22 protein-coding genes are annotated in these 18502 nt (G+C 62.4%); 14 read left to right on the forward strand and 8 right to left on the reverse strand.

The window, feature by feature from the left end:
- The first annotated feature begins 91 nt into the window (after window positions 1–91).
- From ROE7235_RS09890 to ROE7235_RS09905, 4 genes are all read left to right on the forward strand, one after another.
- Window positions 92–679 (forward strand): shikimate kinase, encoded by a 588-nt coding sequence (locus ROE7235_RS09890; protein WP_121095196.1) that lies wholly within the window; start codon window positions 92–94, stop codon window positions 677–679.
- On the forward strand, window positions 676–1791 hold the full coding sequence (aroB, locus tag ROE7235_RS09895) for a 3-dehydroquinate synthase (protein WP_121095137.1): 1116 nt from the start codon (window positions 676–678) through the stop codon (window positions 1789–1791). Before ROE7235_RS09890 ends, aroB begins: the two co-directional genes overlap by 4 nt.
- A gap of 58 nt (window positions 1792–1849) precedes the next feature.
- Window positions 1850–2374, forward strand: coding sequence for a DUF3833 family protein (locus ROE7235_RS09900; protein WP_121095139.1), 525 nt, complete (start codon window positions 1850–1852; stop codon window positions 2372–2374).
- Between the two features lie 81 nt (window positions 2375–2455).
- Window positions 2456–2731 (forward strand): hypothetical protein, encoded by a 276-nt coding sequence (locus ROE7235_RS09905; RefSeq protein WP_147434193.1) that lies wholly within the window; start codon window positions 2456–2458, stop codon window positions 2729–2731.
- 36 nt (window positions 2732–2767) lie between these two features.
- On the opposite strand, the gene ROE7235_RS09910 is transcribed toward ROE7235_RS09905, so the two are convergent.
- The 4 genes from ROE7235_RS09910 to ilvC form a co-directional block, all read right to left on the reverse strand.
- Complete coding sequence (locus tag ROE7235_RS09910) at window positions 2768–3115, reverse strand: cupin domain-containing protein (protein ID WP_121095143.1); 348 nt, start codon at window positions 3113–3115, stop codon at window positions 2768–2770.
- On the reverse strand, window positions 3108–3452 hold the full coding sequence (locus ROE7235_RS09915; protein WP_245963927.1) for a DUF427 domain-containing protein: 345 nt from the start codon (window positions 3450–3452) through the stop codon (window positions 3108–3110). The genes ROE7235_RS09910 and ROE7235_RS09915 overlap by 8 nt, the downstream gene beginning before the upstream one ends.
- Before the next feature lie 56 nt (window positions 3453–3508).
- Window positions 3509–5326, reverse strand: a complete 1818-nt coding sequence (locus ROE7235_RS09920) for an aminopeptidase P family protein (RefSeq protein ID WP_121095145.1) — start codon at window positions 5324–5326, stop codon at window positions 3509–3511.
- 136 nt (window positions 5327–5462) lie between these two features.
- On the reverse strand, window positions 5463–6485 hold the full coding sequence (gene ilvC, locus ROE7235_RS09925) for a ketol-acid reductoisomerase (RefSeq protein ID WP_121095200.1): 1023 nt from the start codon (window positions 6483–6485) through the stop codon (window positions 5463–5465).
- A 130-nt stretch (window positions 6486–6615) separates the two neighbouring features.
- Here ilvC and ROE7235_RS09930 point away from each other — a divergent pair, with 130 nt between their 5' ends.
- The 4 genes from ROE7235_RS09930 to ROE7235_RS09945 all read left to right on the forward strand — a co-directional run bounded on the left by ROE7235_RS09930 (window position 6616) and on the right by ROE7235_RS09945 (window position 9051).
- A complete protein-coding gene (locus tag ROE7235_RS09930) occupies window positions 6616–7074 on the forward strand; it encodes an Lrp/AsnC family transcriptional regulator (protein WP_121095147.1) in 459 nt (152 codons plus the stop codon).
- Window positions 7075–7162: 88 nt separating this feature from the next.
- Window positions 7163–7618 (forward strand): Lrp/AsnC family transcriptional regulator, encoded by a 456-nt coding sequence (locus ROE7235_RS09935; protein ID WP_121095202.1) that lies wholly within the window; start codon window positions 7163–7165, stop codon window positions 7616–7618.
- A gap of 39 nt (window positions 7619–7657) precedes the next feature.
- Window positions 7658–7996 (forward strand): DUF952 domain-containing protein, encoded by a 339-nt coding sequence (locus ROE7235_RS09940; RefSeq protein ID WP_121095204.1) that lies wholly within the window; start codon window positions 7658–7660, stop codon window positions 7994–7996.
- A complete protein-coding gene (locus ROE7235_RS09945) occupies window positions 7993–9051 on the forward strand; it encodes a quinone-dependent dihydroorotate dehydrogenase (protein ID WP_121095149.1) in 1059 nt (352 codons plus the stop codon). The genes ROE7235_RS09940 and ROE7235_RS09945 overlap by 4 nt, the downstream gene beginning before the upstream one ends.
- Window positions 9052–9117: 66 nt before the next feature.
- Here the strand turns inward: ROE7235_RS09945 and ROE7235_RS09950 are convergent, their stop codons facing one another.
- Genes ROE7235_RS09950 through ROE7235_RS09960 form a run of 3 tightly spaced genes read right to left on the reverse strand, consistent with a single transcriptional unit; the run spans window position 9118 to window position 11337 of the window.
- Window positions 9118–10431 (reverse strand): MATE family efflux transporter, encoded by a 1314-nt coding sequence (locus ROE7235_RS09950; RefSeq protein WP_121095151.1) that lies wholly within the window; start codon window positions 10429–10431, stop codon window positions 9118–9120.
- 1 nt (window position 10432) lies between these two features.
- Complete coding sequence (locus ROE7235_RS09955) at window positions 10433–10930, reverse strand: PaaI family thioesterase (RefSeq protein ID WP_121095153.1); 498 nt, start codon at window positions 10928–10930, stop codon at window positions 10433–10435.
- Complete coding sequence (locus tag ROE7235_RS09960; protein ID WP_121095155.1) at window positions 10927–11337, reverse strand: PaaI family thioesterase; 411 nt, start codon at window positions 11335–11337, stop codon at window positions 10927–10929. The genes ROE7235_RS09955 and ROE7235_RS09960 overlap by 4 nt, the downstream gene beginning before the upstream one ends.
- A 160-nt stretch (window positions 11338–11497) precedes the next feature.
- Here ROE7235_RS09960 and ROE7235_RS09965 point away from each other — a divergent pair, with 160 nt between their 5' ends.
- From ROE7235_RS09965 to ROE7235_RS09990, 6 genes are all read left to right on the forward strand, one after another.
- Window positions 11498–11896: a MerR family transcriptional regulator gene (locus tag ROE7235_RS09965; RefSeq protein WP_121095157.1), complete on the forward strand. Its 399-nt coding sequence runs from the start codon at window positions 11498–11500 to the stop codon at window positions 11894–11896.
- 25 nt (window positions 11897–11921) lie between these two features.
- The gene (locus ROE7235_RS09970; protein WP_121095159.1) at window positions 11922–13694 is read left to right on the forward strand and encodes an acyl-CoA dehydrogenase C-terminal domain-containing protein; all 1773 of its coding nucleotides are present in this window, start codon (window positions 11922–11924) and stop codon (window positions 13692–13694) included.
- 11 nt (window positions 13695–13705) lie between these two features.
- On the forward strand, window positions 13706–13918 hold the full coding sequence (locus ROE7235_RS09975; RefSeq protein ID WP_121095161.1) for a hypothetical protein: 213 nt from the start codon (window positions 13706–13708) through the stop codon (window positions 13916–13918).
- A gap of 261 nt (window positions 13919–14179) precedes the next feature.
- Window positions 14180–15391 carry an acetyl-CoA C-acetyltransferase gene (locus tag ROE7235_RS09980; RefSeq protein ID WP_121095163.1) on the forward strand — a complete coding sequence of 404 codons (1212 nt, stop codon included), beginning with the start codon at window positions 14180–14182 and terminating at the stop codon, window positions 15389–15391.
- Window positions 15391–15885 carry a cupin domain-containing protein gene (locus tag ROE7235_RS09985; protein WP_121095165.1) on the forward strand — a complete coding sequence of 165 codons (495 nt, stop codon included), beginning with the start codon at window positions 15391–15393 and terminating at the stop codon, window positions 15883–15885. The genes ROE7235_RS09980 and ROE7235_RS09985 overlap by 1 nt, the downstream gene beginning before the upstream one ends.
- Window positions 15882–18074, forward strand: a complete 2193-nt coding sequence (locus tag ROE7235_RS09990; RefSeq protein WP_121095166.1) for a 3-hydroxyacyl-CoA dehydrogenase NAD-binding domain-containing protein — start codon at window positions 15882–15884, stop codon at window positions 18072–18074. The genes ROE7235_RS09985 and ROE7235_RS09990 overlap by 4 nt, the downstream gene beginning before the upstream one ends.
- Window positions 18075–18099: 25 nt before the next feature.
- On the opposite strand, the gene ROE7235_RS09995 is transcribed toward ROE7235_RS09990, so the two are convergent.
- Window positions 18100–18345, reverse strand: coding sequence for a hypothetical protein (locus ROE7235_RS09995; RefSeq protein ID WP_147434194.1), 246 nt, complete (start codon window positions 18343–18345; stop codon window positions 18100–18102).
- Between the last annotated feature and the right edge of the window lie 157 nt (window positions 18346–18502).

Here is an 18502-nt window from a genome sequence, read left to right on the forward strand (position 1 = left end):
CTTCCGGTTGCCCCCTCATTGTGACGCGCTGCGTCTTGGGGGGTTTTCCTTTCGTCCCGCTGGCAATATCACGATCACGCAAGCGCAGGCCATGAAAACTTCGGCACGCGCAGATCACAAGGGCGCATTCGGCATGAAACTGCACAAGACCGTGGTGCTGGTCGGCATGATGGGCGCGGGCAAAACCGCGATCGGCAAGCATGTCGCACAGGTGCTGGGCGTGCCGTTCCGCGATTCGGACGAGGAAATCGTCTCTGCTGCGCAAATGTCGATTGCCGAGATTTTCGCCCGCGATGGCGAAGCGTTCTTTCGCGCCCGAGAGGCCGAGGTGATCGCCCGTCTGCTGCATACCACGCCCGGCATTCTGTCGGTGGGCGGTGGTGCGTTCCTGCGTGCGGATACCCGCGCGCTGATCCATGCCGATGGTGTGTCGGTCTGGCTGCGTGCCGATCTGGACCTGTTATGGAACCGCGTGCGCGCCAAGACCACGCGCCCCCTGCTGCAAACCGACGACCCGCATGCCACGCTTGCGCAGCTACTTGCCGAACGCACCCCGCATTACCAACAGGCCGATCTGGTTGCAGATGCCGACCCTGCCTATTCGATTGCCGATATGGCGCAGGCCGTGCTGGCACAACTGGCCACACGCCCCGATGTGCTGGAAGGATACACACCATGAGCATTCAGACCGTCCACGTCCCCTTGGGCGACCGGGCCTATGACGTTGTCATCGGGCGCGGCCTGCTGGCAGAGGCCCCGCGCTATCTGGCACCGCATTTGCACCGCGACCGCGTGGCCATTTTGACCGAATCCCGCGTCGCGGCGCTGCATCTGGGCGCGGTGCAGGCGGGCTTGGGCGATATTGTCAGCAGCGCGCTGCAACTTGCGCCGGGCGAGGGCACCAAGAACTGGGCGGGCCTTGCGCAATCCGTAGAATGGCTGCTGGATGAAAAGGTCGAACGTCGCGATCTGGTCATGGCCTTGGGTGGCGGCGTGATCGGCGATCTTGGTGGCTTTGCGGCGGCCGTGTTGCGGCGTGGCGTGCGCTTCGTGCAGGTGCCGACCTCGCTTCTGGCGCAGGTCGACAGCTCAGTCGGGGGCAAAACCGGCATCAACACCCGCCACGGCAAGAACCTTGTCGGCGCGTTCCACCAGCCCGTGCTGGTACTGGCCGATATCGACCTGCTGGACACGCTGCCCCGTCGCGATTTTCTGGCGGGCTATGGCGAGGTGGTGAAATATGGGCTGCTTGGCGATGCCGCGTTTTTTGAATGGCTGGAAGCGAACGGCCCCGCGCTGGCTGCGGGCGACCATGCCTTGCGACAATATGCCGTGCACCGTTCCGTGCAGATGAAGGCAGACATCGTCGTGCGGGATGAAACCGAACAGGGCGACCGGGCGCTCTTGAACCTTGGGCATACGTTTTGCCACGCTTTGGAAGCTGCGACAGGCTATTCCAACCGTCTGCTGCATGGCGAGGGCGTGGCGATTGGCTGCGCGCTGGCCTTCGAGCTATCCGCGCGCATGGGCCTGTGCCCGCAGGAAACCCCAAGCCGCGTGCGCGCACATCTGCGGGCCATGGGAATGGCCACCGATCTGGCCGATATTGGCGGCGACTTGCCCGATGCCGACGCGCTGATCACGCTGATGGGGCAGGATAAAAAAGTGCAGGACGGTCGCCTGCGTTTCATCCTTGCGCGCGATATTGGCGCGGCCTTTGTCTGCGACGATGTGCCGGGCGATGTGCTTCGCGCGGTGCTGGACGATGCTTTGGCGGCGCGGCGCGACTAATACTGGCCAAGCGTGCGGCGCGCGTTAGGTCGTTGCAAAACAACCGAAAGGCCACCCTATGCTTCACACGCGTCGCTCGCTCGTTCTTGGGTCCATCGCGCTGGCAGGCTGCGCGCGCATCCCCGCCACGCCGCACCGCGCACTCGACCCGATTACGCTGGAACAGGCTTTCGCCGGGCGCGCTGTGGGGGCGGGGCTTTTCAAGGTCTCTCTCACCGGATCGGAACGCCGCTTCCGCGCGCGTTTGAATGGGCGGCTGGAAGGCGACCGACTGACCGTGGTGGAAGATTTCATCTATGACGATGGCGAGGAAAACCGCCTGACATGGGTGTTCGACCGCGCCGGGCCGGGGCGCTGGACAGGTCGGCGCGAGGATACTGTGGGCGTCGCAGACGTGGTTGAAACCGGAACGGAAATCCGCTTGTCCTATACCGCTGATTTCATGTCCGAGGGCGATGTCACGCGGCTGGGGTTCGAGGACGTTATTTATTTCGGCCCGGATGGCCGTGTCATCAATGACGCCGTCGTGACGCGTTGGGGCCTGCCGGTGGCACAGGTGCGCTTTGAGATGGTAAAGCTCTAGGCACAGCCTTGTTTTTGACGCATCGCATATATAAATAAAACTGAATAAGTCCGTAGGCGCGCAGGCGTTGTTGGAGATATCTTGAAGCATTCCACACCAAAACGCCGTGACCCGTTCGAGATGCTTTCAGAAGCGTTGCAAACGGGTTGGCACACGCTCGACACGGTCCCGCTGAAAGGCGATGGCGAATTTCTGGTTCTGACCGTATCAGGGTTGGTCCGGCTGGCACGCAACGGCAAAGAGTTTCGCAACCCGCGCAAGGCGGATGCCTACGGGCCAGAGCGTATGACGGTCAATTCTGTCAAGACCGGCAATTATCTGGGGGCCATCGCATGGCGGTGGCCAGAGGGGCGCTGATAGCACCCGTTCCGCCTTATGGTGGTTGGCCACGCCTTATCGCACCACTGCATACCGGTCTGCTTCTTCGAACACGTCGATGACGCGGGTGCCTGCGGCGATGCGGGCACTGGGCAGCACCCCTGCCGGGATTGTGTAGCTGTCTCCGGGGCGGCGGATGGCGGTTTCCTCCCCAATGGTCACTTCGATCTGCCCGGCGATCACCGTGCCCCATTGCGCGCCATGCGCGTGGGCTGGCAGGTCCATGTCCTGCAAGAAGGTGAAGAACACCACCAACCCCTCCGCAGAGGCGACTGCGTTGGCCCGCACCACATCCGTCGGGAACGGAATGTCCAGACCGGGCAGGGCCGTAATGAAAGCGGGCAACTCTACCGCGTCAGACACGCTCTACCGTGACCTTGCCGGCGTCAAAGGCCATGTAGCCTTCCAACTGCTTGGCCGCGTCACTGGGCCCGGTGATGCTGTAGGCGGCATTCTCGATCAGCCCCTCTGGGCTGGAGACGTGAAAGAACACCCCCGTCCCACGATCATCGCATTCCAGCTTGCGCGGCGACGGGTCGAGCACCGCGCCCGCGACATCCTCGCGCGGGAAGTAGATGACAAATGGCCAGTCGCGTTGCACCAGTTCCAACGCGCGGTTGCTTTCCCCAATGACAGAGCCGCCAGCGCGGACCACCCAAGTGCCTTCGGCAGGATATATCTTCAGAATGCTCATCGGCATGTCGCGTTTTCCTTTTTCCAGTGGCGCGCGCGTGGCGCTGTATGTGTTCGGGCCTGTCAAACCCTTAAAGGGGCGCAGGCCATGTCCAGCCAGTCACGGGTCACGGGCGATACAAGCGGTGACAAAGACATGCGAACGCGCGCGTGATAGGCATCTAGCCAGTCGCGCTCGCCCTCCGTCAACTCGTCAACCACTATAAGCCTGCGATCAATAGGGGCAAGCGTCAAGGTCTCAAACTCCAGCCAATCTCGTGGCTCGCCGCCATCCGGTGCCACCCCTTGCCGCACCGCGACAAGGTTTTCCAGCCGAATGCCAAAGGCCCCTTCGCGGTAGTAGCCCGGCTCGTTCGACAGGATCATTCCCTCTGCCAAGGGCACCTGACTGACGCGGGACAGGCGTTGCGGCCCCTCGTGCACCGACAGATAGGCCCCCACGCCATGCCCCGTTCCATGGTCATAGTCCAACCCAGCCAGCCAGAGCGGATAGCGCGCCAGTGCATCCAGATGTCCGCCCGCAACGCCACGCGGAAAGCGTGCCCGCGACAGCGCGATCATGCCTTGCAACACGCGGGTGAAGCACGCGGATTCCAGCTGTGCCACAGGTCCAATGGCGATGGTGCGTGTAATATCGGTGGTTCCATCCAGATATTGCCCGCCGCTATCGACCAGCATCAGGTCGCCGGGCCACAGGCGGCGGTTGCTGTCCTCGGTCACGCGGTAATGCACGATAGCGCCGTTCGGGCCGGACCCCGCGATCGTGTCGAAGCTGATATCGCGCAACGCGCCTGTGGCCGTGCGACAGGCTTCCAGATGGCGCACGATATCGATTTCCGTCACCACATGGGCCGGATCTTCCAGCAGTTTCTGCGCCTGACCGTCCAGCCAGCACAAAAACTCTGCCATTGCCGCGCCGTCACGCAGATGTGCCGCGCGCGCGCCGTCCAATTCTGCGGCGCTCTTGCGCGCTTTGGGCGCAAGGCAGGGGTCTTGCATGGGCGCTATCTCTATCCCGGCCTCTGCCAGAATGTCGCACACAGCGACCGGCGCGGTCGCGGTATCCACCCGCACCGGACCCGACAGGCTGCGCAGCGCAGGCTCGAACGCCTCTGCGGGGCGCAGGTTAATGCCCGCCTCGAGTGTCAGGCCGTCAAATTTCGCGCCATGGGCGAAAAGGTCCACCCGTCCGTCAACGTGCAGCACTGCCAAGGCCTGCACCACCGGCAGACGCGGCAGGTCCGCACCGCGCAGGTTCAGCAACCAGCAGATACTGTCAGGCTGCGTCAGAACTGCGGCTGTCTGGTCATTCTGGTCAAGCGCCAGCGCCGCATCCGTCCGTTTCTGCGCGCTGCCGGTGCCCGCCAACGCTTCGGGATAGGCCATTGCGCTGCCCATCGGCGGCGCGGGGCGGCCCTGCCACAGCGGGTCGATCATGTTGGGGGTGCGGGTCAGCGCAATGCCGCTGCCCGCCAGCCCGCGCTCCAGAACGTCAAGTTCGTCGCGGGTGTGCAGCCAAGGGTCAAACCCGATCACCGCGCCATTGGGGCAGGCCATGCGCAGCCAGTCGGCCGGGCGGGTTTCCGGCCATGGTGCGATGTCGAACGCCTCTGCGCACTGCGCGCGGGCCTGAACGCGGTAGCGCCCGTCAACGAACAGCCCCGCGCGCTCATGAAGCGCAATGCAAAATCCGGCAGATCCGGTAAACCCTGTCAGCCATGCCAAGCGTTCGTCACATGGGGCGACATATTCGCCCTGATGCAGATCGGCGCGCGGAACGATCACGCCGTCTACGCCCCTCGCTGCCATAGAATCGCGCAGCGCGGCCAACCGGGGCGGGCCGTCTTGCGGGCGCGACTGCGCGGAAAAGGATTGAAGCATTGGGCACTGTCCTGCGCAATATTCTGACCCCCACTTGGTAGAGAGGGCGTGCATTCCGGTCAATGCCGCAGGCGCAAAAGAAATACCCCCCGCGCCATCGCGCGAGGGGCAGGACGGGCACAGGCGCCTGTCAGGATCAGTTGCGGTCCTTGTCCACCATCTTGGACGCGCCGATCCACGGCATCATCGCGCGCAGCTTCTGGCCGACTTGCTCAATCTCGTGCTCGTCATTGATGCGGCGTGTGGCCTTGAAGAATGGCTGGCCAACCGCGTTTTCCTGCATGAAGTCACGCACGAACTTGCCCTGCTGGATGTCGGTCAGAACCGCTTTCATGCGGGCTTTGGTCTCGTCATAAGGCAGAATGCGCGGCCCGCTGACATATTCGCCATATTCGGCGGTGTTGGAAATCGAATAGTTCATGTTGGCGATGCCGCCTTCATAGATCAGGTCAACGATCAGCTTCACTTCGTGCAAACACTCGAAATAGGCCATTTCCGGCTCGTAACCGGCTTCGACCAGCGTCTCGAACCCCATGCGGATCAGCTCGACAAGGCCACCGCACAGCACGGCCTGCTCGCCGAACAGGTCGGTTTCGCATTCCTGGCGGAAGTTGGTTTCAATGATCCCCGAACGCCCGCCACCGATGGCAGAGCAATAGGACAGGCCCAACTCCATCGCGCGGCCCGTCGCGTCCTGATGGACGGCCACCAGGCAGGGCACGCCGCCGCCCTTGGTGTATTCGCCGCGCACGGTGTGTCCGGGGCCCTTGGGCGCCATCATGATGACATCGACGCCGGGCTTCGGCTCGATCAGGCCGAAATGCACGTTCAGACCATGGGCAAAGGCAATCGCCGCGCCGTCGCGCAGGTTGTCATGGATGTATTTCTTGTAGGTTTCTGCCTGCAATTCGTCGGGCATCGTGAACATGATCAGATCGCACCAGGCAGCGGCCTCGGCAATCGCCATGACCTTCAAGCCCTCGGCTTCGCATTTCTTGGCGCTGGCGGACCCTTCGCGCAGCGCGACAACCACGTTTTTCGCGCCCGAATCGCGCAGGTTCAGCGCATGGGCGTGGCCTTGGCTGCCATAGCCCAGAATTGCGACCTTCTTGTCCTTGATCAGGTTCACATCGCAATCGCGATCATAGTAGACGCGCATAGCCGTCCCTCCATTGGTGTTGCATTGGGGCGCAGCATAGGCCGTGTGCAGGAAAAATCGTTTCAAACTTCCAAAATTTTCGCGTATATCTGTAAATATCATTCGCCTAATCAAATAAAATGAATAAATCATGCAGATCGATGATACTGACCGCCGCCTGCTCCGGCAGCTTATCGCCAATCCCATGGTCACGACCGCCGATCTCGCCAGCCGCGCGGGCGTGACAGAGGCCACCTGCTGGCGCAGGCTCGACCGCCTGCGCGCGCGCGGTATTCTACGAGGCCAGCAAGCGGTCATCGACTGGCGAGCCCTCGGGTTCCAGGTCGAAGTTTCGCTGCGCGTCACGCTCGACAAAACCAACCCGCGCGCATTTGACGAATTTATCGCAGCCGCGCGCCTTGTTCCCGAAGTGCTGGAAATCCAAACCTTCCTCGGGCGCGTCGATCTGCGCCTCAATATCATTGCGCGCGATATGGCCCATTATCAGGACATCTACCGCGACCGTATTCTGACCCTGCCGCATATTACCGATCTCGAAGCGCTGATGCATCTCTCCGACATCAAATCCGACGAAAGCCTGCCGATATGATCTTCATCTTGCCCAAAATACTCCGGGGTGAATGGGCCGCGCATGCGGTCCAGAGGGGCAGCGCCCCTCGAATATCGCTCGCAACTTCATGATCACGCTCGACGATCTCGACCGCCAGATGCTCCGCCTGCTGGCCAAAGACGCGACCCTGTCGGCGGGTGCGCTTGGCCGTGCGCTTGGCCTCAGCCAGCCTGCCGCATGGCGTCGCCTCAAACGTCTGCGCGATGCAGGTGCGATTGCGCGCCACCGGCTCGACCTCGACCTGCCTGCTTTGGGCTTCGGCGTGACCGTGTTCCTTGGCATCACACTGGCGGCCAAGGGCCGCGTCAGCCTTGCCGATTTCGAACGCGCCGTCGCGGCTATCCCAGAGGTGCAGACCGTGCAGCATGTCCTTGGCCTCTATGATTACCGCCTGCGCGTCGTCGCCCGCGACCTGTCCGATTTCGAGCGCGTCTTGCGCCGGCGGATCATGACCTTGCCGGGCGTCGGCGCGGTGGATGCCAATGTGTTGCTCAGCGAAGAACGTCTGCCCGGCCCCCTATAGCCGATTGACCAAGCCGCGCCCTTGGGGCATGACGCGCGCATGCTGATTTACAAGATCTTCCGCCGTCCCGAATGGGATGACCTAAAGGCAACCGGCCAGACACTTGGCGCGCCGATTGATCTGGCCGATGGCTTCATCCATTTTTCCACGGCTGCGCAGGTGATGGAAACCGCCGCCAAGCATTTCGCGGGCGAATCCGACCTCGTTCTCGTTGCCGCCGATCCTGATAAATTGGGTGCTGCACTGAAATGGGAAGTGTCGCGCGGTGGCGCGCTCTTCCCGCATCTCTTTCGCAGGCTCACAATGTCAGATGTGGTCTGGGATACCTCGCTGCCCCTGGGCGCAAGCGGCCATATCTTCCCCGAGGGGCTGGTATGAGGGCGCTCGAGCGCCTTGGCCTGACGGCCTTGCGTGGATTTGATCCCGAAACCGCCCATGGCTTTGCCATTCAGGCGTTGCGCGCGGGTCTTGCGCCCTTGCCCCGCCCGGTGCTGTCGCCGCGCTTGCAAACGCGACTGGCCAGTCTGATCCTGCCCAATCCGGTGGGTCTTGCGGCAGGGTTCGACAAGAACGCACAGGCGCTGCACGGCCTGTCCCGCGCGGGCTTTGGCTTTGTCGAGGTCGGCGCGGCCACTCCGCGCCCGCAGCCCGGTAACCCGCGTCCGCGCCTCTTCCGGCTGCCGCAGGATCGCGCGGTCATCAACCGTTTCGGCTTTAACAACGATGGCGCGGATGTCATCGCCGCCCGTCTGGCCAAACGTCCCGAAGGCATGGTTCTGGGCCTGAACCTTGGGGCCAACAAGGACAGCGCCGACCGTGCGGGCGATTTCGCCCAAGTGCTGCGCAAATGCGGCGCACATGTCGATTTCGCCACTGTCAACGTCTCGTCGCCCAACACCGAGAAGCTGCGCGACCTGCAAGGCGCTGCGGCCCTCACCGCGCTGTTGCAGGGCGTGATGCAGGTGCGCGCCGAACTTGCCAGCCAGATCCCGGTTTTCCTGAAAATTGCGCCCGACCTTAACGCAGATGAACTGGCCGAAATCGCTGGTATTGCGCAGCAAGCGGGTGTTGACGCGATCATTGCCACCAACACCACGCTGGCGCGCAAAGGTTTGAAAAGTGCCAGTGCCGCTGAGAAAGGCGGGCTTTCGGGGCAGCCATTGTTCGAAATGTCCACGCGTGTGCTTGCACAGCTCTCAAAGCTGACGGATGGTCGCATGCCGCTCGTCGGGGTCGGCGGTATAGGCACGCCCCAGCAAGCCTATGCCAAACTGCGCGCCGGTGCCTCTGCCGTCCAGCTTTACTCAGCGCTGGTCTATGACGGGCTGTCGCTTGTCCCCCGCCTGAACCAAGGACTGCTCGATCTGATGGACCGCGATGGTCACGCAACCGTGGCAGACATCATCGGCACGGGCCGCGCAGACTGGCTCTAGCCCTTTCATTCTTGCAAAAATATCCTGGGGTGAATGAGGCCAAGGGCCTCAGAGGGGCAAAGCCCCTCATACCCCGCGTGCCACCCGCCGCTCCAGCCGCGGATAAAGCGCGCCCAGAAACACCGCACGCAACAGGTTCAGCAGCATGAGCGCCGACCACAGAGCAGGGTTGCCATAGACCGGCACAAACGCCCAGATCGCGAGTGCATAGATCGCCACGGCCAACACCACCGTGTTGCGCATCTCGCGCGTTCCGGTGGCACCGATAAATATCCCGTCCAGCATATAGGCGGCGCAGCTTGTCAGCGCCAAGGCGGCGACGAAGGGCAGGTAGGCGATGGCCGCAACCTGCACCTCTGGGTCGCGGGCCATCATCATGATCACGCTCGGGCCGCCCAGCAGGAACACCGCTGCCATCAGACCGGCCATGCCGAACGCCCAGAGCGATGCCCGCAATCCTGCGCGGCGCATATCGGTCACAGCACGCGCGCCGACGGCCTGTCCGACCAGTGCCTCTGCGGCAAAGGCAAAACCGTCAAGCGCATGGGCGATGATCATCAAAAATTGCCAGAGGATCTGGTTGGCGGCTAGTTCCACGTCGCCAAACCCCGCCGAAGTGAACAGGAACCCCGTCATTGCGCCTTGCAACGCGATCGAGCGCAGCATGATGTCGGAATTGACCGACCACATGCGTTTCAGCCGCGCACGGTCAAAGACGCGCGGCCAGTCGCGCCACTGGTTGCCGGAAAATGCCGCGCGGCACAGCCATAGCCCCAAGCCAAGCGCCGTGACCTCGGCGATCAGCGTTGCCGCAGCTACCCCCGGCACGCCCCATCCCAAGCCCAGCACGAACCACAGGCTAAGGACCACGTTGAGCCCGCTCATCCAAAGTTGCAGCGCCAGCACGCTGCGGGTGCGTTCGGTGGCGATCAGCCAGCCATTCAGGGCATAGAGCGCGATGGTTGCGGGCGCGCCCCAGATGCGGATGGCAAGGTAGTCGCGGGCCAGTGCCTCGACAGTGTCGCTGGCGGGTGCGATCAGAAAGGCGGCCTCCATCAGCGCGACCTGTCCCAGCACCATGACAACGCCTGCACCCAGCCCGATCATCAGCCCGCGCATCAGGATTGCGCCGCTTTCCGCCAGATCACCCGCGCCGGTGGCCTGCGCCACAAGCCCCGTGGTGCCCATGCGCAAAAAGCCGAATACCCAGTAAATGCTGGTCAGGATTACTGCGCCCAGACCCACGGCACCGATGGGCGCGGCTTCCCCCATCTGCCCGATAATGCCGGTATCGACCGCGCCCAGTAGCGGCACGGCGATATTGGCCAGCAATATGGGCGCGGCAATGCGCAGGATGCGTCGGTCGGTGATCGCTTGCATTTCAGCCGGTCTGCGGCATCAGGAAATGCCCGGTCGCCTGCGCGAACAGCCGCGCGCGGTTGTCCTGCCACGCTTCGACATGCACGCTGGCATAGCGACGCCCCGATCGGTTGACCCGGGCGCGGGCATAGCCATCGCGCGGCAGGCCAGAGCGTAAGAAATCCACTGTGAAATCAATGGTTTTTGGCAGGCGTGGCAGGTTTTGTGTCATCTCTTCCGGGGTCAGTCGGCCCGCTTCCAGGTCAGCCCAGATGGTGGTCCACCGCAGTTCTATAATTGCCGCCACTTCCAGGAAAGAGGCGATGACACCGCCATGAATGGCAGGCAGCGCGGGGTTGCCGATCAGCTTGTCGTCATAGGGCAGCAGGGCGGTCAATTCATCGCCATGGCGCTCGAAATAGATGCCAAGGAATTGCGCATAGGGCACAGCATCGACAAGGCTGGCCAAAGCGCTGTCGCGGCGTTGCTTGACGGCTTGGACGGGTTCGGGCGGGGTCATGACGTCGGCTCCTGCCCGGTGAAGGTGAATGCGCCTGTCGCACTGGCCAAGGGCGCGTCGCCCCCGTCATGCGCGGTTGCCCTCACGAAGGCCACGTTGCGTGTGACATGGTAGCATTCGGCGCGGGCCACAAGGCGGGCACCGGGCTTGGCGGCGCGCATATAGTCGATGCGCAGGTCGATCGTGGCGGTGGTTTGCGCACCCGGATAAGACAGAACCGCCGCGCCGCCGCAGGTGTCCATCAGCGCAGAAACCGCGCCGCCATGAATGACCCCGGTGACGGGATCGCCTACGAATCGCGCATCCCATGGCATAGAGATTTCGGCATGCCCATCGCCAAGACTGTCGAGCCGCATGCCAAGCGCCTTGGCGAATGGCAGGGCGTTAATGAAGTTTTGGGCATTCATCGGCAAACTCCGGCTGGAATGCTCTTATCTGCACGCGAGACACGGGCAAAGGCAAGAGGCAGCGGTTGACGCGACGTTGTCCTTTACGTTAACGTCAACATGTGTTGTCTTGTGACCGTCGAAGGTCACAAGAAGTTCTTTGCGAAGTGGGATCCGTCACATGCCTGAAGAGTTCAAGACCATACGCGAAATGTGTGCCGCTTTCAGCGTCACACCACGCACCCTGCGTTTCTACGAGGCGAAGGAACTGCTGTTCCCGCAGCGGGACGGGCAGCACCGGCTGTTCACCCGCCGCGACCAAGCCCGGCTAAAGCTGATCCTGCGCGGCAAGCGGTTCGGCTTCTCGCTCGAACAGATCCGGCAACTGCTGGAGATGTATGACCGCGATGACAGCGAGTTGAAGCAGTTGCGCAAGACCTACGACATCGCACAGGAGCGATTGTCCGATATGGAACGCCAACGCGCAGAGCTGGCGGACGCGATTTCGGAACTAAAACAAGATCTTGAATGGGCCGCCGATGTGCTGGCCCACGCTGACAGACCGCGCGCCGCAGAATAAGTGCGGGCATAAAGGGAGACTAGGAATGCCAAGCTACACCGCCCCCGTGAAAGATATGCAATTCGTGCTGCACGATGTGCTGGGCATCGGCCAGAGCGATATTCCGGGCTATGAAGAGCTTGACCGCGACACCACTGCCGCAATTCTGGAAGAGGCCGCGAAACTGGCCGAGGGTGTGCTCGCCCCTGTCAACGCCATCGGCGACCGCGAAGGTTGCCATCTGGAAAACGGTGTCGTGCGCACGCCCAGCGGGTTTGCAGAGGCGTTCGCGCAAGTCAAAGAGGGTGGCTGGAACGGGCTGGACTTGCCCGAAGAATTCGGCGGCCAGAACCTGCCCTATGTCATGAACTCTGCGACGGGCGAATTTTTCGTGTCGGCCAACATGGCGCTGAACATGTATCAGGGCCTGACCCATGGCGCGATTTCGGCGATCCTCGCACACGGCTCGGACGATCAGAAGGCGCAATATCTGCCCAAGATGGTGTCGCTTGACTGGACGGGCACCATGAACCTGACGGAACCGCATTGCGGCACCGATCTGGGGCTGATCCGCACCAAGGCAGAGCCGCAGGACGATGGCAGCTATGCCATTACAGGGCAAAAGATTTTCATCTCCGCCGGTGAACATGACATGGCCGAGAACATCATTCATCTGGTGCTGGCCAAGGCGCCGGGCGGCGGCGCAGGCACCAAGGGTATTTCGCTGTTCATCGTGCCGAAATTCATGGTCAATGACGATGGTAGCCTGGGCGCGCGCAATGGCGTCAGCGTTGGCAGCATCGAAGACAAGATGGGCATCCATGGCAACGCGACCTGTGTCATGAACTATGACGGTGCGACCGGCTATCTGGTGGGCGATCTGCACAAGGGCATGCGCGCCATGTTCACCATGATGAACGAAGCGCGTCTTGGCGTCGGCCTGCAAGGCTATGCGCAAGCGGTCGTCGCCTATGAAAACGCGGTCGCCTATGCCAAGGACCGGCTGCAAGGCCGCGACGTGACGGGCACGAAAAACCCCGAGGGGCCGGCTGACCCACTATTGGTGCATCCCGACATTCGCCGCGTGCTGATGGACCAGAAAAGCTTTGTCGAGGGCGCGCGCGCTTTCACCATGTGGGGCGCCAGCCTGATCGACCGCGCGCATCGCAGGCAGGATGCCGAGGCCGATGGCCTGATCTCGCTGATGACGCCTGTCATAAAGGGCTTCTTGACCGACAAAGGCTTCGACATGTGCGTGCAGGCCCAGCAGGTCTATGGCGGTCATGGCTACATAGAAGAATGGGGTATGTCCCAATTCGCGCGCGACGCGCGCATCGCCATGATCTACGAGGGCGCGAATGGTGTGCAGGCGCTGGACCTTGTGGGCCGCAAACTGGCGCAGGACGGCGGCAAACATGTCATGGCCTTCTTTGCGCTCGTGAAGGACGAGGTTGCGGGCGCTGGCGACCCGCGCATGGAAGATATCCGAGCGGCGCTGAAGGCGGCCTCCAAGGATTTGCAGGCGGCCGGACAGTATTTCATGGAAAACGGCATGAAAAACCCCAACGACGCGCTGTCAGGATCGACCGATTTCATGCACCTGTTTGGCCATGCCTGCTTGGGGCTGGTGTGGACACGCATGGCGCGCGCGGCTTATGCCGCGCTGGACGCGGGCACCGCCGATCCCGCATTTTATGAGGCGAAGCTTGCCACCGCGCGCTATTACATGGCCCGCCAACTGCCTGCGACCGCGTTGCATCTGGCGCGTATTCGCTCTGGCGCAGCCCCCGTCATGGCATTGGCAGAGGCCGATTTCTGAAAGGACAGATCATGCCGAAACGCTTCCGCCTGACCCGCCGCTTCAACGCCGCCATGACCGAAGACGGCTACCGCCGCCTGCGCCGCTTCGCGCAGGAAGCGGGGCTGGATGAGGGCGAGGCGCTATCCTTCCTGTTCGAGAATTTCGAGTCGGTGACAGATGCGGATAACCTTGGCCACCGGCTGCGGTTGTTCAATTCCGAATTGGAGGCGCGCAAGAAGTGATACGCCTTGGCGCAACCGGATGGGACGGACGCCTCCGGCGGGAGTATTTGGGGCAAGATGAAGGGCCGTGCGCCCCGCCTCTCGGCGCCCGGCGTCATCAAGACGGGGCGACTTCACCTTGCGCGGTCATCGGCTCTCCAGCCTGTACCGCCCCTGAAGGCTAGCGCGTTAACCTTAACGGCCGGTTACTCGGCATGGGCTTCATCTTGCAAAAAATACTCACGACACGACATTGGCCAATCTTGGCCCGAGGAGGACAGTATGACCGACGCCTATATCTATGACGCGATCCGCACGCCGCGTGGAAAGGGCCGTGCCGATGGCAGCCTGCACGAAGTGACGGCGGTGCGCCTCTCTGCCGTGGTGCTGGATGCGTTGAAATCGCGCAACGATCTGGACACGCGCGCGGTAGAGGATGTCATCTGGGGCAACGCCACACAGGTTGGGGAACAGGGCGGGTGCCTAGCGCGCACCGCTGTTATGGCTTCGGAATTTGACGAGCAGGTTCCGGGCTTGTCGATCAACCGCTTTTGCGCCAGTGGCATGGAAGCGGTGAACCTTGCCGCCAACCAGGTGCGCGGCGGTGCGGGCGAGGCCTATGTCGCGGGCGGTGTCGAGATGATGGGCCGCGTCGCCATGGGGTCCGACGGGGCCGCCGTGGCCGTGGATCCAAGCGTCGCCATGGAGCGGTATTTCGTGCCGCAGGGGATATCGGCAGATATTATTGCCACCGAATACGGGTTCACCCGCGACATGGCGGACGCGTTGGCCGTTGAGAGCCAGAGGCGTGCGGCGGTCGCATGGCAGGAGGGGCGCTTCGACCGCTCAATCGTGCCGGTGCGCGACATCAACGGCCTGCCGATTCTGGAACGTGACGAATATCTGCGCCCCGGCACCGATATGCAGAGCCTTGGCGCATTGAAGCCCGCTTTCAAAGAGATGGGCGAAGTCATGCCCGGCTTCGACAAAGTGGCGTTGATGAAATACCCGCACCTTGAAAAAATCGAACATATCCACCACGCGGGTAATTCCTCGGGGATTGTGGACGGTGCGGCTGGCCTGCTGATTGGTAGCAAAGCCTTTGGCGAAAAATATGGTTTGAAGCCAAGGGCCAAGATCCGCGCGACCGCCAAGATCGGCACCGATCCGACGATCATGCTGACCGGCCCGGTGCCCGCGACAGAGAAGATACTGCGTGACAGCGGAATGCAGATTTCCGATATTGACCTCTTTGAGGTGAATGAGGCTTTTGCTGCCGTGGTTCTGCGGTTCATGCAGGCGTTCGACGTGCCCGACAGCAAGGTGAACGTGAATGGCGGCGCGATTGCGATGGGCCATCCGCTGGGCGCGTCGGGCGCCATTATCATCGGGACGCTGCTGGATGAGATGGAGCGCACCGGACAGGGCACCGGTCTTGCCACTTTGTGCGTGGCGTCCGGGATGGGTGCCGCCACGATCATAGAGAGGCTGTGATGCCAAAGCTTGATCCGGATAAAGCTCCGGTGAGAACCGGCTCGATCTACCCCCAGCCCTACGCCGACGAGATGGCGGGGCGCTCATCGCTGCGCTTGGGTGAGTTGGCTGGGTTGACGCAGTTTGGTGTCAACATCGTTACACTGGCACCCGGTGCGGTGGCGTCCCTACAGCATTGGCATCTGAATGAGGACGAATTCGCTATGGTGCTGGACGGGAATCTTGTTCTGGCGGAAGGCCTGCGCGAAACGCCCATGGTGTCGGGTGACTGCGCCGCGTGGAAAGCAGGCGTGCCCGTGGGGCATAGGTTTGAGAATCGCTCGGATGCGCCCGCGCGTTTCTTGGTCGTGGGCACGAAAGCTTCAGAGGAGATCGCAACCTACACTCAGGTCGACATGAAGGTGCATGTCGCGGGTGGCAAGGCGCGTTTTACCTATCACGATGACACAGACTGGACCGGCCCGCGTGACCTGCCGGATGGAGGACAGACATGACCGAATTTACCTATTCGACCGATGCCGACGGCGTGGCGACCATCACTTGGGACGTTCCCGGAAAATCCATGAATGTCCTGTCGCTGGAAGGGTTCGCGCAGCTTGAAGCGCATATTGAAACGGCGCTGGGCGATGACGCTGTCAAAGGCGTGGTCATCACCTCTGGCAAGCCCGATTTCGCGGCGGGGATGGACCTGAACATTCTGGCGACCGGCAAGGGCGTGGTGAATGAGGATCCGGCCAAGCAGGTGTTCGATGCAATCAACGGAATGCACGCCATCCTGCGCAAGATCGAACGCGCGGGCATGGACCCGAAAACGCTGAAAGGGGGCAAGCCCATTGTCGCGGCTCTGCCCGGCACGGCGCTTGGAATCGGGCTGGAACTGCCTCTGGCCTGCCACCGGATTTTCGTGGCTGATACTCCGCGCGCCAAGATCGGGCTGCCAGAGATAAAGGTCGGTATTTTCCCAGGCGCAGGCGGCACCACGCGTCTGGCGCGCAAACTGGGCGCGATGGGCGCAGCGCCGTTCTTGCTGGAAGGCAAGCTGGTCGATCCTAAACGCGCAAAATCCGCCGGGTTGGTGGATGAGGTGGTCGCCCCTGAAGATCTGCTGGCGCGCGCGAAAGAGTGGGTTCTGGCCGCCAAGGATGCCGATCTGGTCAAGCCATGGGACGCGAAGGGCTATAAAATGCCGGGCGGCGCGCCCTACCATCCGTCGGGCTTCATGACCTTTGTCGGCGCTTCGGCCATGATTAATGGGAAAACCCAAGGGGTTTACCCGGCGGCCAAGGCGCTACTGTCAGCGGTCTACGAGGGCGCATTGGTGCCCTTCGACACCGCGCTGAAGATAGAAGCGCGCTGGTTCACAAGCGTGCTGATGAACCCGTCATCGGGGGCGATGATCCGGTCACTCTTTATTAATAAAGAGGCGTTAGAAAAGGGCGCGAACCGCCCCGACGCGCCCGACGCCAAGGTGCGCAAGCTGGGTGTTTTGGGCGCTGGCATGATGGGCGCGGGGATCGCCTATGTCGCCGCCAATGCGGGTGTAGAGGTGGTGCTGGTCGATGCTGCGCAGGACGCGGCGGAGCGCGGGCGGGCGCATGCCGAGGGCATTCTGGACAAGGGGATGAAGCGCGGCAAGGTCACAGAGGACGGCAAAGCCGCAGTTCTGGCACGGATCACGCCGACGACCGATTACGCAGCACTGGACGGCTGCGATCTGGTCATTGAAGCGGTTTTCGAAGACCCGAAGATCAAGGCAGAGGTCACGGCCCGCGCCGAGGCCGTGCTGGGTGAGGATGCGATCTTCGCCACCAACACCTCGACCCTGCCAATTTCCGATCTGGCACAGGCCAGCGCGCGGCGCGCCAATTTCATCGGCATCCATTTCTTCAGCCCGGTGGACAAGATGGCGCTGGTCGAAATCATCAAGGGGCGCGAAACGGAGGATATGGCCGTGGCCAAGGCGCTCGATTTCGTGCGCCAGATTCGCAAGACGCCGATTGTGGTGAACGATGCGCGGTTCTTCTATGCCAACCGTTGCATCATTCCGTACCTGAACGAAGGGATGCGGATGGTGCGCGAAGGCGTGGCACCTGCCTTGGTGGAGAACGCCGCCAAGCTGATGGGGATGCCGCTGGGGCCGTTGCAGTTGGTGGATGAGACATCGCTGGATCTGGGCGCAAAGATTGCAAAGGCGACGCGCGCTGCGATGGGCGAAAGCTATCCCGATGGCGATGTCGACGAGGTGATCTTCTGGATGGTCGAGCAAGGCCGTTTGGGCCGCAAGTCGCAATCCGGGTTTTATGCCTATGACGACAAGGGCAAGCGTCTGGAATTGTGGGACGGGCTGGCGGCGCAGTACCCACAAACCGACGCGCAGCCCGACCTGACCGAGGTGCAGCACCGCCTGATGTTCGCCCAAGCGCTGGAAGCGGTGCGGGCGCTGGAAGAGGGCGTGCTGACCGACATCCGCGAGGGTGATGTCGGCGCGATCATGGGCTGGGGGTTTGCGCCATGGTCGGGCGGCCCGTTTTCATGGCTGGACATGCTGGGCGCGCCTTTTGCCGTGGAAACCTGCGACCGTCTGGAAGCTGCGTATGGACCACGGTTCCGCGCGCCGGCCATGCTGCGCCAGATGGCGGAGGCCGGGCACAGGTTTTATCACGCCAAGGCGCAGGCGGCCTAGGCGGCAGCGGGACAAGGCGGGCGGTTCAGGCCGCCCGTTCCTGTTTCAAGCTTGCGGCCAGCGCGCTCAGGTCTTGCAGCGGCAGGCGCATATACTCGCGGTCGGGCGCCTGACCACAGGCGTCAAGCGGCGAGAAATCGCTTTCAGCGCGCGCTGTCAGCAAAGCCATGCCGCAGGTGTGGACCAGTTGTTCCTGCTGGAACGTGGGCATGAACACCCGCAGATCACCCTTGATGGGTGCGCGGTGGATGCCGTCGAAGCCATCAAGCATGAGGGCCTGAATCAGCACGAACGGGTCGCCTGAAGTGGTCCGGCAAATTTGGACAGCGTGCTAAGATGTATCCAACGCGCACGAATGGATACGAGAATGACAAAGCGACGGAACTTTTCAGACAAGTTTAAAGCTGCTGTGGCGCTTGAGGCGCTGC

The sequence above is a fragment of the Roseinatronobacter ekhonensis genome (assembly GCF_900499075.1).
In the GTDB taxonomy this organism is placed as follows: Bacteria; Pseudomonadota; Alphaproteobacteria; order Rhodobacterales; family Rhodobacteraceae; genus Roseinatronobacter; species Roseinatronobacter ekhonensis.